The sequence below is a fragment of the Cumulibacter soli genome (assembly GCF_004382795.1).
GTDB classification, from domain to species: Bacteria; Actinomycetota; Actinomycetes; order Mycobacteriales; family Antricoccaceae; genus Cumulibacter; species Cumulibacter soli.
Genome location: NZ_SMSG01000004.1, coordinates 43416 through 57100 on the forward strand (window position 1 = coordinate 43416; position 13685 = coordinate 57100).

12 protein-coding genes and 1 tRNA gene are annotated in these 13685 nt (G+C 63.0%); 9 read left to right on the top strand and 4 right to left on the bottom strand.

What is annotated here, in order from left to right; all coding sequences use genetic code 11:
* Window positions 1-43: 43 nt before the first annotated feature.
* Genes E1H16_RS09770 through E1H16_RS09780 form a run of 3 tightly spaced genes read left to right on the top strand, consistent with a single transcriptional unit; the run spans window position 44 to window position 3038 of the window.
* A complete protein-coding gene (locus tag E1H16_RS09770) occupies window positions 44-1066 on the top strand; it encodes a phosphotransferase family protein (RefSeq protein ID WP_166741700.1) in 1023 nt (340 codons plus the stop codon).
* Window positions 1063-1437 carry a DUF6285 domain-containing protein gene (locus E1H16_RS09775; protein WP_134323670.1) on the top strand — a complete coding sequence of 125 codons (375 nt, stop codon included), beginning with the start codon at window positions 1063-1065 and terminating at the stop codon, window positions 1435-1437. Before E1H16_RS09770 ends, E1H16_RS09775 begins: the two co-directional genes overlap by 4 nt.
* 17 nt (window positions 1438-1454) lie before the next feature.
* Window positions 1455-3038 (top strand): ABC transporter substrate-binding protein, encoded by a 1584-nt coding sequence (locus E1H16_RS09780; protein WP_134323672.1) that lies wholly within the window; start codon window positions 1455-1457, stop codon window positions 3036-3038.
* Between the two features lie 97 nt (window positions 3039-3135).
* Here the strand turns inward: E1H16_RS09780 and E1H16_RS09785 are convergent, their stop codons facing one another.
* Window positions 3136-4704: a class I adenylate-forming enzyme family protein gene (locus E1H16_RS09785; protein ID WP_134323674.1), complete on the bottom strand. Its 1569-nt coding sequence runs from the start codon at window positions 4702-4704 to the stop codon at window positions 3136-3138.
* 97 nt (window positions 4705-4801) lie between these two features.
* Between E1H16_RS09785 and E1H16_RS09790 the strand changes: the two genes are divergently transcribed.
* Entirely contained in the window at window positions 4802-5584 is a 783-nt protein-coding gene (locus tag E1H16_RS09790) for an enoyl-CoA hydratase/isomerase family protein (RefSeq protein ID WP_208378979.1), read from the top strand.
* A gap of 65 nt (window positions 5585-5649) precedes the next feature.
* Here the strand turns inward: E1H16_RS09790 and E1H16_RS09795 are convergent, their stop codons facing one another.
* A complete protein-coding gene (locus E1H16_RS09795) occupies window positions 5650-7269 on the bottom strand; it encodes an AMP-binding protein (RefSeq protein WP_134323678.1) in 1620 nt (539 codons plus the stop codon).
* Between the two features lie 145 nt (window positions 7270-7414).
* On the opposite strand from E1H16_RS09795, the gene E1H16_RS09800 reads away from it, so the two are divergent.
* The gene (locus E1H16_RS09800) at window positions 7415-8170 is read left to right on the top strand and encodes an enoyl-CoA hydratase/isomerase family protein (protein WP_134323679.1); all 756 of its coding nucleotides are present in this window, start codon (window positions 7415-7417) and stop codon (window positions 8168-8170) included.
* Between the two features lie 128 nt (window positions 8171-8298).
* On the opposite strand, the gene E1H16_RS09805 is transcribed toward E1H16_RS09800, so the two are convergent.
* Together E1H16_RS09805 and E1H16_RS09810 are read right to left on the bottom strand one after the other, a co-directional pair.
* Window positions 8299-9837, bottom strand: a complete 1539-nt coding sequence (locus tag E1H16_RS09805; protein ID WP_134323680.1) for an acyl-CoA synthetase — start codon at window positions 9835-9837, stop codon at window positions 8299-8301.
* 71 nt (window positions 9838-9908) lie between these two features.
* Window positions 9909-10838, bottom strand: coding sequence for an LLM class F420-dependent oxidoreductase (locus E1H16_RS09810; protein WP_134323682.1), 930 nt, complete (start codon window positions 10836-10838; stop codon window positions 9909-9911).
* Between the two features lie 91 nt (window positions 10839-10929).
* Here E1H16_RS09810 and E1H16_RS09815 point away from each other — a divergent pair, with 91 nt between their 5' ends.
* The 4 genes from E1H16_RS09815 to E1H16_RS09830 all read left to right on the top strand — a co-directional run bounded on the left by E1H16_RS09815 (window position 10930) and on the right by E1H16_RS09830 (window position 13574).
* Window positions 10930-11883 carry a cyclase family protein gene (locus tag E1H16_RS09815; RefSeq protein ID WP_134323684.1) on the top strand — a complete coding sequence of 318 codons (954 nt, stop codon included), beginning with the start codon at window positions 10930-10932 and terminating at the stop codon, window positions 11881-11883.
* A gap of 216 nt (window positions 11884-12099) precedes the next feature.
* On the top strand, window positions 12100-12627 hold the full coding sequence (locus E1H16_RS09820) for a gluconokinase (RefSeq protein ID WP_208378980.1): 528 nt from the start codon (window positions 12100-12102) through the stop codon (window positions 12625-12627).
* Window positions 12628-12717: 90 nt separating this feature from the next.
* Window positions 12718-12793, top strand: a tRNA-Thr gene (locus E1H16_RS09825).
* Window positions 12794-12995: 202 nt separating this feature from the next.
* Window positions 12996-13574: a TIGR00645 family protein gene (locus E1H16_RS09830; protein ID WP_134323686.1), complete on the top strand. Its 579-nt coding sequence runs from the start codon at window positions 12996-12998 to the stop codon at window positions 13572-13574.
* Window positions 13575-13685 lie beyond the last annotated feature (111 nt).

A 13685-nucleotide genomic window follows, 5' to 3' on the forward strand; every position in this document is an offset into this window, starting at 1 on the left:
GTTCATGACCGATAAACAAGTATCCCTAGGAGGGGCGTTTTCGATGGGCGCAGGCGGTGAACACGATCTCGATGAACCGGCTCAGGTCGCAGCAGCACTGACCACCCGGTTGGGCTCGGTCGGCCTCGCGGACAGCGGGCCGCTCGACCTTCGCCGTCTCTCCGGCGGGGCCAGTCGGCAAACTTGGTCATTTCGGGCACCACTGAACGGTACGGTGCGCCCGCTCATTCTGCGGCGCGACCCGCTGGGCGAACCGCGTCCGACGCAGATGGCGCTGGAAGCCAAAGCGATCACGCTGGCCGGTCAGTACGACGTACCGGTGCCACAGATCCTCGATTCCTCATCAGATTCAGCCGTACTCGGCTCGCCATACCTGATGATGTCGCACGTCGGCGGCGAGACCATCGCGCGACGCATCCTGCGCGATGACCAGTACGCGACGGCCCGCGAAAGACTCGGCGGCCAGCTCGGGCATGCTCTGGGCCGGATCCACAGCATCACCGACGCCGCGGTGATCAGCGACTTTCCTCGCTGGGACCCGCTGGATCGGCACCGCGCGCGCTATGAACAGTTCGGCTTCAAGCGCCCCGTCATCGAACTTGCATTGCGCTGGTTGGCCGAACGCCGTCCCACCGCCGACGGACGGATCACCCTGGTGCATGGCGATTTCCGGCTCGGCAACGTCATCGTCGACGACAACGGCCTGGCCGCCGTCCTCGACTGGGAGAACGTGCATGTCGGAGACCCGATGGAGGATCTGGGATACCTGTGTATCCGGGCGTGGCGATTCGCTGGGCCCAAACCAGTCGCGGGCGTCGGAACCTTCAGCGAACTCTTCGACGCCTACGAAGCTGCGTCCGGCGTACGGCCCGACGCACAGGTCGTGCGCTGGTGGCAGGTCGTCGGGACGCTGTCCTGGGCACTCGGGTGCATGTTCCAGGTCGACCGTCACCTCAGCGGCGCCACCCGGTCCGTTGAGTTGGCCGCGATCGGCCGCCGGATTGCCGAGCAAGAACACGACCTATTGCGGTTGATCAAGAATGATCTGTCCAGGAGTGTCCGATGAAGTTGTACGTCACGCCCACCGCGACCGAACTGTTGGCCGCGGTCCGCGAGTTCCTGCAGAACGATGTCATGCCCGCTACAGACGGACACCTCTCCTTCCACGCACGGGTAGCAGCGAACGTGCTGCAGACCGTCGAGCGCGAGCTCTCCAGCGCGAAGGACGACGAGTGGGCCACGGAGCGGATCAGCACGCTCGGCGTCAATTCCGAAGCCGAACTCGCCGAAAAGGTCCGCGCGGCCGCCTCCCTCGACGAACTGAACGGCGTCCTGGGTGTACTCGACGAGCTCACCTCCGCGCGGCTTGAGGCATCGAATCCTAAGTATCTGGCGGAGGTCACCGACGACGATCCGACCCAGAGCACCACCACCTAGTAGGAAGCACGACTCCATTGAGGCATACCAAGAAGATCGTCACCTCGCTGCTCGCGACGAGCATGCTGCTCGCCGGGTGTGGCGACGCACCCGATAAGAAGAGTGCGAGCGAGGACGCTGCCGAATACCCGGACGCCATCGAACTGCAGGAGGGATTCGACCCGGACGGTCACTTCGACTACGGCGGAGGTTCGTACGGAGCCAGTTGGGACCCGATCGAAAGCACGACAGGTGGCGATATTGCCTTCTACCTGCCGGTTTATGACCGACTGTTCCGCATGAATCCAGACACCTCGATCGAGCCGATGCTGGCCACCGGTTACGAAGCTGCCGAGGACGGCAAGTCGATGACCATCACGCTGCGCGATGGCGTGAAGTTTTCGGACGGGGCGCCCTTCGACGCCGACGCGGTGAAGTTCAACATCGAGCGGATCATCAGCGAAGACAGCAAAATCTCCGGCGAGATCCCGATGGTGACCGGGGCCGAGGTGATCGATCCGCTGACCGTAAAACTGAACGTGTCCGGCGAAATGGGTGCCTTGCTGCCCGGTCTAACCTTCCGCGCCGGCATCATGGTCTCCCCCAAGGCAGTTAAGGCGGGAACCCTCGCTAGCCAGCCCGTGGGAGTCGGCCCGTATGTCGTCACGGAGGCGGTGCCCGGCGACCACGCCGAGTTCGCTCGTACCGAGGACTACTGGGAACCCGAGGCGCAGAACGTCGCGACGATGACCTACCACTCGATTCTGGATGCGCAGACGCGACTCAATGCGCTTCAGACCGGAGAGTTGGACGGAGCGACGCTCGGCCCAGAGCAATACAGCAGCGCTGCCGACATGGATTTGAACGTGATCTCAATGCCGGGCACCACATTCACCTACATGATGTTCAACACCGAGTACGAACCGTTCGACGATCCAGCGGTCCGGATCGCGCTCAACTACGCAGTCGATCGTGTCGGCATCGCCGACGGGCTGTTCGAGGGCAACTGCACCCCGCAGATCCAGCCGGTGCCCGAGGGCAGCATGGGCTACAGCGAGAAGATCGGGGACGGGCTCGAAATTTGGCCCTACGATCCCGAGAAAGCTAAGGAATTGCTCGCTGAGGCTGGGGTCAAGGACGTTTCGATCACCGCCATGTCCACGAACATCTCGACCTACCAGAAGGTCGCGGAGGTCGTTCAGCAGAACTTGATCGACGTCGGCATCGAGGTAAACCTGTCGGTCGTGCCCAATGAACAGGTGCTCGATCAGTTCGCGATCTCCAAGACCGCCGAAGCTAACTTCACCGCATACTCGGGTATCCCGGAGCCGAACGCCGTAGTCGCTCGTTACTTGACCCCAGGCGCGGTCTACAACCCCGGCAATACGACATCGCAGGAGCTGCTGGATCTCGCTTCTAAGGCCGCTACCCCGGTGGACCCCGAGGAGCGGGACGCGCTCTACGAGGACTTCATGGACGCGTGGATCGAGGAACCGCCGCACTTCACGCCGATCTGCATGATGCACAATGGCGCCGCATTCAACGACAACGTCTCCGGCGTCAGCGAACACCCGACGGTCGGCGGCACTGACCTGCGTTACGTCGCGGTCGCGCCCGAATAGCTGATATAACTGCCAACGGCCGGCCTCCTAGTGGGAGGCCGGCCGTTGTTGTCGTGCGCCCGGAGGCTAAGCGAGGGTGCCGGAGGCGAGCCCGACGTTAAGTAAGGCTGCCGGAGGCGAGCCCATCGCGCAGATCCCGCTTGAGGATCTTGCCGGCAGCGTTGCGCGGCAGTTCATCGATGAACAGCACGCGCCGCGGCTTCTTGTAGCTCGCCAACTGATCGCGACACAAGGCGACGATCGAGTCAGCATCTGGCTCGGCGCCTGGTACGAGTTGAATCACCGCGACGATGATCTCCCCCCAATTCTCGTCTGGTTGGGCTACTACCGCAGCCTCGGCGACCGACGGGTGCTGGTACAGCACTTCCTCGACCTCGCGGCTAGCGACGTTTTCGCCGCCGGTGACGATCACGTCCTTCTTACGGTCAACGATGTACAGGTTGCCTTCCTCGTCGACCGAGCCGAGATCACCGGTGTGGAACCAACCGTGTGCGAAGTCCTCGTCGGTGACTTCGGGACGATTCCAATAACCGATCATCACCTGCGGTGCACGCACCACGATCTCGCCCACCTCACCGACCGCGACATCTGCCATCGCCTCATCGACGACGCGCACCGTCCCAAAGGGCATCGTGCGCCCCACCGAGCTGAGCAGTTTCTCATTGCCATGCAGCGCGCGCTGCAGGCTTTCCCACGGCTGCGACAACACGTTGCCGGCGAGCTCTGTCATCCCGAAGCCGGTGGAGAATTCGACGTCGCCAAAGCGTGCCATCGCGCGCTTGAGCACCTCTAGCGGCATAGGTGCGGCGCCGTACGAGATCCGTTGCAGGCTGCTGAGATCGTAGTTGTCGATCTCGGGGTGCCGCAGCAGCATGTTCAGCATCGTGGGAGCGACCGACGCCTCGGAGATCCGGTGCTTCTCGATGAGCTTGAGAAACTCGACCGGATCGTACGTACGCATGAGAACCAGCGTGCGGCCGCACATATGCACCATCGGCACAATGAACCCCGCCACATGGCACATCGGCCAGGGCAGGACGATTGCGCCTTCTCCGCGCCCCTTCACACTCAGTGAGTTCGCGATCGCCCAGTACAGATTGCGGTGACTGAGCATTGCACCCTTCGGACGCCCCGTCGTACCGCTGGTGAAGATAATCCAGGCGAGTTCCTCGGCCGTCGTCTGCGGCGGCTCGATCGAGGGCGCCTCGTCGATGAAGGTGCGGTAGTCCAGCACACCGGGAGTCTGCGGAGCGTCGCCGCCGACAATGACGACAGTGTCATAGCGCTCGATCAGCCCTGCCGCGTCGAGCGCGTCGTAGTACTTGCGCTCCAGGAGGATCACCTTCGCGCCGGCGTCCTGCGCCAACGCATCCCACTCGCGAGGGATAAGTCGGTGGTTCAGCATGGTCAGCGCCATTCCCGCAGCGGGCACGCCGTAGTAGGCAAATACGTACTCGGGGAGGTTCTCGGCGAGGATCGCGATCCGATCGCCCTTGCTCGCGATCGACTGTAGGGCCGAACTCAGCGCGCGCACTTCGTTGTTGAGTTCGGCGTACGTCCACGCCTGCGACTCGAAGTACATCGCAGGTACCTCAGGGTCGCGAATCGCCGCATTTCTGGTGATATCGCCGAGCGTGAAATCGCTCGGAAGTACTGATCCGGTCATTGACTGAACGCTAGTTCAGGATTTACTGTTCGGCAACCGCGAACGACGAGCAAGTCGCGCTCAACGCCGTCAGTAATGGGGAAGTCTGGGAATGAACGTGGACGACGAGATCAAGTACGAGGTGCGCGATCGCATCGCGATCGTGACCATCAACCGGCCGGCGAAGAAGAACGCCATGACGTATCAGGCGCTGGCGAAGTTCCGCGCCGGTATTCGGGCAGGCGCAGCGGACGACGACGTGCTCGCGGTGATCGTCACCGGCGCAGGTGGCGCGTTCTGTGCCGGGACCGACCTGTCAAACCTCAACGACACAGCCCCATCAGAACGCGGCAACAGCACCGCAGAGGAAGAGAACCCGTGGCAGTGGATGGTCGCGAGTTGCCCGAAGCCCGTCATCGCGGCGATCGACGGACCGGCCGTCGGTATGGGCGCCGACATCGCGACCCAAGCCGACCTGCGGATTGCCAGCACTACCGCACGCATCGCGTGGAACTTCGTGCATCGCGGCCTGGTCCCGGATACCGGCGCCGGCTCCTATCTGCTGCCACAACAAGTCGGCTTACCGGCCGCACTTCGGCTGGTGCTATCCGGCGACTTCATCAACGCCGAAGAAGCGCTTGCCCTGGGCTGGGTGCAGGACGTCGTTTCCTCCGAGGATCTACTCGAGCGCGCGATCGCCGAGGCCAAACACGTATCCGGCGGATCGCCATTTGCCTCCAGGTTGGCGAAACAACTGATCTACGAGGGTCTCGCGCGTTCGGCAGACGAGCATCTGGTTGAGCACCGCAAGGCACTCGAGTCATGCTTCGCCTCCGAGGATCACAAGGAAGGTGTGGCCTCGTTCCTCGAGCGTCGGCCGGCGAACTTCACCGGACGCTAGTCGCTCTTTCATGAGCGGCAATCAGGCGTATACCGACGCGCAGTCCGCCGTGCCGCAAGAGGCCGCTAGGCCAACCTGGATTCCGCTAGGGCCTTAGCGGTCTTGTGGTCGGCTTTACCGTTCGGCGCGCGAGGTACGTCATCGACGAACACGACGTGCTTCGGTGCTTTGTAACTGGCCAGTTCGTTCCGGACGAACTGGCGGATCTCCCCGTCGCTCACATCGGCGCCATCCTCGCGCGCGACCACTGCCGTCACGGCGTTGCCGAACGCATCATCCTCGACCCCGACGACGAGGCAGTCTCGCACACCGGCGACCCGCTTCACTGCCTCCTCAACCTCCTCGCGGAACACCTTCTCGCCGCCGGTGTTGATGACCTGGCTACCCCGCCCCAGCAGCGTGATGGTGCCGTCGGCTTCGATCGTTGCCATATCGCCTGGGAAGGCGTACCGCTCGCCGTCAATCTCGCGAAACGTCTCAGCCGTCTTGACCGGATCCTTGTAGTACCCGATCGGCACCCCACCTGAGGCGGCGAGCAGACCAACCTCACCAGATCCGGGCAGCACCTCGCGTAGGTCCTCGGTAAACACCTTCGTGGCTGGGTTCGGCACGAAGCGTGCTGTTGCCGTACCACCCTCGCGGGTGGTCACCTGCGTGGCCATCGCGCCTTCACTGGCGTTCATGATGTCGCTGAGCTGCACGTTCGGCATCCGGTCCAGCAATTGCTGCTTGACTTCCGATGACCACATCGTACCCGACGAGTAGATGTTGCGCAGGCTGGAGAGGTCATAGCCGCGACCGTCTACGCCTTCGTCGATCGCCCGAATAATCGGCTTCGAGAGCGCGTCGCCGACGATCGACATCGTGCTCACCCGGTTCGTTTCGATGGCGCGCAGTAGTTCGTGCGCATCGAGCGAGCGGTTGGTGAGCGTCACGACCGTAGCGCCGAGGGTCTGCGGTAGGAGCGCGCCGTAGGTCAACCCGGTTCCGTGCATCAGCGGAACGGACGGCAACGTCACGAGCCGCTCCTCCGGCGCGAGCGAGGCCGCGACCTCGGCGAGCTTGTCCAGCGGGGTCTCCGGATCACGCCCGGCTAGACCGAGCGCCACGCCGGGGAACTTCTCCGCCCACCCGCGACATTCGAACATCACTCCCTTGGGCATCCCCGTCGTACCGCCGGTGTAAAGCAGGAAAATGTCGTCGGCGGACCGTTCGATTCTCGGCATCGGGTCGTACGCCGCGACAAAACTCTCGTAGTCCACCGCTCCGTCCAGCAGTTCGGTGTCGTCATCTGGCACCTGGACGAGGAGCTTCGCCTTGCCAATCCGCTCACGTACCGCCTCTACCGTCGATGCCAACGAGGAATGGTAGAAAAGCGCCTCGGCGTCCGAGTTGTCCAGCAGGTAGAAAAGTTCCGCGTCGCGGTACCGGTAGTTGATATTGACGGGCGTGAATCGGGCCTTGAGGGCGCCGTACTGAGCCTCGAGGTACTGCGGGCCGTTGTAGAGGAAGAAGGCGACCTTGGATTGCACCTGCAGGCCGGATGCACCGAGCCCGGTGGCGATTTGCGCGGCGCGGCGATCGAAGTCAGACCAGGTCCGGCTGAGTTCACCGTGCACGAGTGCGGGTCGGTCACCGATAGCGTCGGCCATCGACTCGAAGATATTCGCCAAATGAGATTCCACGCCGACAGCCTTCCGTCTACCTACTGAACGCCCGCTAAAATACCCAGCAGCATACGCGGGGGTCAAGCGACCATCTTCACATCGGTAGGATGGGCGACTAAGTTCATCCTTAACGAGCGCTCAGTCAACGAACGAAGGAGAGCCCATGACCGACATCAACTATGAGGTCATTGACCACGTCGGCGTACTCACGCTGAACCGTCCGGAGGTGCACAACGCCCTACGCCACGAGACGTACGACGAACTCACCGAGCTCGTCGCGGGCTGCACCGAACGCGCGCTGATCATCACCGGAGCCGACCCATCATTCTGCGCCGGTGATGACGTCCGCGCGATCCTCGGCGTGAAAGACAAACCGAAGCTGAACCGCCCCATGACGCCGGCCGCGGGCGCCCTGTTGGCGACCAACGTGCCCGTCATCGCTGCCGTGAACGGAGCGGCCGTCGGCTGGGGTATGGAACTCGCGCTGTTGGCAGATATGCGCGTCGCGTCCGAGAAAGCCAAGTTCGGCGAACTGTTCGTCAAGCGCGGACTGGTCAGCGATGTCGCCGGGATTGGCCGCTTGGCGAGCCTGGTCGGCCGCGAGCGCGCGGCCGAACTGCTCTTCACCGGCGAGATCATTTCAGCCGAGCGCGCCGCAGAGATCGGCCTCGTCGGTCGCGTCGTACCGCACGATCGGCTACTGGAAAGCGCATTGGAATTGGCGAACAAGATCGCCGCAAACCCGCCGCTGGCCGTCGCCGCACTCAAGGACGGACTGCGTCGTACGCTCGACCCGAACTGGCACGATCTAGGCTTGTTCGTGCGCGACAACCTCAACGCGCTGTTCGCCACCGAGGATCACCGCGAGGGCGTGGCTTCGTTCATGGAGAAGCGCGAACCCGTTTTCAAGGGGCGCTAATCCCCGTGCCAAGGCACTGACCTGACCTACGAGGCTGGCGTCCCCGCATACACCAGATCCGCGGTGGTTTGCCTGCGCTATCGGAGAGATAGCGCAGGCAACACCACCGCGGATCCGTATGCGTGAGGCTACTTCGCCGGAACATACCTCTCGCGCAGCTGATGCTTACGCAACTTGCCGGTCTGGGTACGCGGCAGGTCATCCATGAAGTCAATGCTGCGCGGCAACTTGTACTTCGCGACCTGCCCGCGCAGGTGCTCCATCAGTTCTTCCACTGTCGCATCGGAAGCCTCGACGCCCGGAGCCAGCTGGACGACGGCCTTGACCACCTCACCGAGATCCGGATCAGGAACGCCGATGACTGCAACGTCGAGCACCGACGGGTGCATGGTCAGCGCGTCCTCGATTTCCTGCGGGTAGATGTTTACCCCGCCGGAAATGATGACGAAACTCTGACGCTCGGCCAAGAACAGGAAACCGTCCTCGTCGACGTAGCCGAGGTCACCGATCGCAGACCAATTGTCGTGCTTCGGGTGGCGCGATGACTTCGTCTTCTCGGGATCGTTGAAGTATTCGAACAGCGGCGTCTCCAGCTCGAAGTACACCTTGCCGATCTCCCCGACGCCGAGTTCGTTGCCCTCGTCATCGCACACGTGCATGACACCGACGGCGGCCTTACCGACCGACCCTGGCTTGGCCAGCCACTGCTCGGAGCTGATCAGGGTGCTGCCGTTCGACTCCGAACCGGCGTAGTACTCCCAGATGATGGGGCCCCACCAATCGATCATCGCCTGCTTGACGTCCCGGGGGCACGGCGCCGCAGCGTGAATCACGCACCGCATCGAGGACATGTCGTACTTCGCGCGTACTTCTTCAGGGAGCTTGAGCATCCGCACGAACATCGTCGGGACCCACTGCGAGTGCGTGATCTTGTTCTTTTCGATCTGGCGCAGCGCGTCTTCGGCGTCGAACTTCGGCATCACGAACACGGTGCCGCCCCACGCCTGCATCTCGCCGGAGTAGCGCAGCGGAGCCGCGTGGTACAGCGGCGCCGGCGACAGGTAATGGGTGTCCTCACCGAACTGGAAGATCGGCTGCATCGAGGCCACACCGCCGCCACCGTCGACCTTGACCGATTCGCCGGACAACGGCAGCCGCACGCCTTTCGGGCACCCCGTCGTGCCCGAGGAGTACAGCATGGTCTTGCCCGAACGATCGTCGGCGAGTTCCTTGGCCTCCTGCGCCTCGATGGTCGCATCGTAATCGTCGAAACCGTCGATGGATCCCTTGTAGGCCAGGAACTTCTCGACCTTGGTATCGGCGCCGATCGAGCTCTTGGCCAGGTCGGAAAGGTCCGCCGAGGCGATCAGCACACGCGCCTGGCAGTCGTCGAGAATGTACGAAACTTCAGCCGGCAGCAGATGGAAGTTGATCGCGGTCAGGTAGAGCCCAGCGCGCTGCGTTGCCCAGAACACCTCGAAGTGCTGCACGGAGTTCGTCGCCAGCAACGCAACCGTGTCACCGAACTGCAGGCCCTGCTCCCGGAACCAGTTCGCTAGCTTCAACGACCGATCATCGAGGGTCTTGTAGTCCAGCGATTCGCCGGTGTCGGTCATGACGACCGCCAGGCGATCCGGCGCGATTTCGGCCCACTTACCTGGGTACATCTATTACCTCCGCGTTGTGATGTGCAAGAACGACAGTACGACGAACCCGAGTGGTGAGCCTGCCGACGGCACTAGAATTTGGACATTAGATCAGAGGCGATGACCTCGAGATGGTCGAGGTCCGACAGATCGAGGATCTGGAAATAGATCCGCTGCGCGCCGCCGTCGCGCAGCTGGCCGATCTTGTCGGCCACTTCCTCCGGGCTACCGGCAAATCCGTTCTCACGCAGCTCGGAGACGTCCCGCCCGATCGCCGCCGCACGCCGCGCAACGTCGGACTCAGTGCGCCCAATGCACGCCACCATTCCGGCCGACAGGGTCAGGCTGGATCGATCCCGCCCGATCTCGTCACAGGCGGCGCCGACCCGGGCGAACTGCTCGATGATCTCGTCGATCGGCACGAACACTCGGTTGAACTCGGCAGCGTACTTCGCTGCGAGCATCGGCGTACGCCGCTTGCCGCCGCCACCGACGATGATCGGCACGCCACCGTCCTGGACCGGCTTGGGTAGCGCTGGGGAGTCGGTCAGCGTGTAGTGCTGTCCGGCGAAGCTGAATTTCTCGCCGGTCGGCGTGCGCCACAGGCCCGTGAGGATCGCGAGCTGCTCTTCGAGGACGTCGAACCGTTCACCTAGCGGGGCGAACGGAATGCCGTACGCCGCATGTTCTTGTTCGTACCAGCCGGTGCCCATACCCAACTCAAGGCGCCCAGCGGACATCTCGTCGATCTGCGCTGCCGCGATGGCCTGCACACCAGGCAGCCGGAAGGTCGCGGAGCACACCAGCGTGCCGAGGCGGATTGTGGTGGTGTCACGGGCGAGACCGGCGAGGGTCACCATGGCGTCCGTCGGACCGGGGAGGCCGTCACCGCCACCCATCACCAGGTAGTGGTCGGAGCGGAAGAAGGCGTCGAACCCGAGGTCCTCGCTGGCGCGCGCCACACTCAGCATGTCGTCGTAGGAGGCACCTTGCTGCGGTTCAGTGAAGATCCGGAAGTCCATGTGGTCATTCAACCTGACGATTCACCTCCGCACTCGAGCGGCCCAGTTGCAGCGCTCGCCAGGAGGACTGAACGTTCGATAGGTTGCGGCTATGACACTTCCTTCGTACGACGAACTGCCAGTTGGCCCCGCCGGCGGACGCCTGGGCTGGCATGTATTCGGCCAGGACGACCAGATCGGTCTCATCAACTTGCTCACGCCCGAGCGCATTGCGGCTGCGGCGACGCTCGTCAAGCGTGGCGCAACGTTCCCGCTCGACCAGCCCCTGGGCACCTACGACCCTGCGCTCACTGCGACCCGCGGGAATCCCGCCCACAATGTGGTCAGCGGACGCGGCGAACTCACATTCGACGACTTCTACGACAACTTCTACCCGCAGGGTGGCAGCCAGTGGGATTCGCTGGCTCACGTAGCGCACCTACCCGGCCAGTTCTACAACGGCGCCACGGGCGACCAGATCCGCGCACGAGAGCGCAACACCATTGACCATGTTGCGCGGCATGGCGTCGCCGGTCGAGCCGTCGTCCTCGACATCCCTGCCACACTGGCGAAGTTGGGCGTGGACTACGACCCAGGCTCAAGTTTCGAAATCACCGCCGAGCACCTAGCCGCCGCGGCCGAACACGGGCAGATCACCCACCAGCCTGGAGATTTCGTGCTGATGTACACCGGATTCGAGGAGTACTACGCCGGGCTCGACCAAGCTGCGCGTGACACGCTCCCGCAGAACCTGAAGACCCCCGGATTGGCGCATAGCGAAGAGACTGCGCGCTACCTGTGGAACATCCACGCCACCTCGATCGCCTCGGACAACTTCGCGGTCGAAGCATGGCCCGCGAAGTTCGGCAAGGAGAATGCGCCGTTCGGGTTTATTCACCAGATGCTGATCGGCAGCTTCGGCATGGCGCTAGGCGAGTTGTGGCACCTGCGCGAACTGGTCGCCGACTGCCGCGAGAGCGGGGTCTACGAAGGCCTACTGGTCAGCGCGCCGTTTGTAGCTCCCGGCGGTATCGGCTCAACCGCGAATACTGTCGTTCTCAAGTAGGTCTGGCGATCACAGGCGTGCGGGACGTACAGCGAGCGCTAAGCCGACTCGACATGCCCGGTTTCTACGATTCTCAGACTCCGATCACAATAGGATTCGATCACCGTCCGGATCGGCGGCCATAGTCTGCCGGTCCGGACGGCCTTACTCTGCGGCTCGATCCGGTGGCGGAAGGCACCCAGCGGGACGATCCTCGAACGAGAGGTAGAGGTACCGATGCGCGCCGATTCGATCCGGCAGTCGGCTCCGCGGATCGTCGTAATGGGCGTGAGCGGGTGCGGTAAGAGCACCATCGGCGAAGCCCTCGGACAGCTGCTTGGCCTACCGTTCGCGGACGCCGACGATTTCCACTCCGCAGCAAATATCGCGAAGATGACCGGGGGCACCTCGCTCACCGACGTAAACCGCTGGCCGTGGCTCGACGCCGTCGGCCAGTGGCTAGGCGAGCACGACAGCGGCGCAGTGGTTGCGTGTTCAGCCTTACGCTCGACCTACCGCGACCGAATCCGAACGCATTGCCCCGATGCGTACTTCGTGCACCTGGCCGGGCCGATCGTCCTGGCCGTGCGGCGCGTCGGCGCGCGTCGTGATCACTACATGCCGTCGACGCTCGTCGGGTCGCAGTACGACACACTCGAGGCGCTGCACGACGAAGAGTCCGGCACCACCATCTCCTTCGATCAACCCCGTGACGCCGTACTCGAGGAGTTGCTGGTGGTGCTCAACGGTGGGGCGCGACCGTAGCCACGTCCTGCGCCTTGCCACACACCGCACGCCGTCTCGGCATAGCAATTCTTGTGGCCTGTAGCATGTACTGCGCGTCGTACGACGCTGGCCGAGTTGGCGCAATTGGCAGCGCATCTGTCTTGTAAACAGAGGGTTAGGGGTTCGAGTCCCCTACTCGGCTCCATAATTTCCCAGTTCACAGGCACATTCAGGAACTAGCGCCAACGCGTGCGGCCGCTGCGGTAGCGATTTCCGCGCCCGTAAGCGCGCGAGATTCGAAATGGTTCCGTTCACGCGCAGATTGTTTTCTACGGCTCAGTTGCGGGCGTAGTGGCGATATCACCTGCAAAAATGAGTGCCATTCATTCCCCAGCAGAAGGCAGCCCGTGTCCCAGCAACCCGCGACTACCTCCACAGTTCCACCGAATCGCCATTGGCTCACTAAGTTCGTCGGATCGACGATCTTCGTCAGCCGCTGGCTACAGGCCCCGCTCTACCTGGGCCTGATCGTCGCTCAAGCCGTCTACGTGATCCTGTTCTGGAAAGACCTGATCCATCTGATTCAGGACTTCAGCACCCTCAACGAGGAAGACATCATGTTGATCGTCCTCGGGCTCGTGGACGTCGTGATGATCGCCAATCTGCTCATCATGGTGATTATTGGCGGCTACGAGACCTTCGTGTCGCGGATCAACATGCGTGGGCACCCTGACGAGCCCGAATGGCTCTCGCACGTGAACCCGAACGTGCTCAAGGTGAAACTGGCGATGTCGATCATCGGTATCTCCTCGATCCACCTGCTCAAGACCTTCATCGAGGCCCATGACATCCCCGGCGAAGTCATGATGTGGCAGACGCTCATCCATATGGCGTTCATCCTCTCGGCCATCGGTCTGGCCTGGATCGACCGGATGAGTCAGGCCCCGGCCAGGCCATCGGATCACGACACCTCGTCGCAGCACTAACGGCGACGTCGGCGAACGCTCGTCAAACGCGAAGCGGGGTTCTGCTGGTTAAGCGCGATTGCTTTCGCGCTTTAACCGCAGAACCCCGCTTTCGTACCTCAGGCGGTGCCT

Excerpts from the sequence above, each read along its gene's own strand:
- E1H16_RS09820 (WP_208378980.1), top strand. The coding sequence starts at position 12,100 with ATGCGCGCCGATTCGATCCGGCAGTCGGCTCCGCGGATCGTCGTAATG.
- E1H16_RS09770 (WP_166741700.1), top strand. The coding sequence starts at position 44 with ATGGGCGCAGGCGGTGAACACGATCTCGATGAACCGGCTCAGGTCGCA.
- E1H16_RS09805 (WP_134323680.1), bottom strand. The coding sequence starts at position 9,837 with ATGTACCCAGGTAAGTGGGCCGAAATCGCGCCGGATCGCCTGGCGGTC.
- E1H16_RS09815 (WP_134323684.1), top strand. The coding sequence starts at position 10,930 with ATGACACTTCCTTCGTACGACGAACTGCCAGTTGGCCCCGCCGGCGGA.
- E1H16_RS09785 (WP_134323674.1), bottom strand. The coding sequence starts at position 4,704 with ATGACCGGATCAGTACTTCCGAGCGATTTCACGCTCGGCGATATCACC.
- E1H16_RS09775 (WP_134323670.1), top strand. The coding sequence starts at position 1,063 with ATGAAGTTGTACGTCACGCCCACCGCGACCGAACTGTTGGCCGCGGTC.
- E1H16_RS09810 (WP_134323682.1), bottom strand. The coding sequence starts at position 10,838 with ATGGACTTCCGGATCTTCACTGAACCGCAGCAAGGTGCCTCCTACGAC.
- E1H16_RS09800 (WP_134323679.1), top strand. The coding sequence starts at position 7,415 with ATGACCGACATCAACTATGAGGTCATTGACCACGTCGGCGTACTCACG.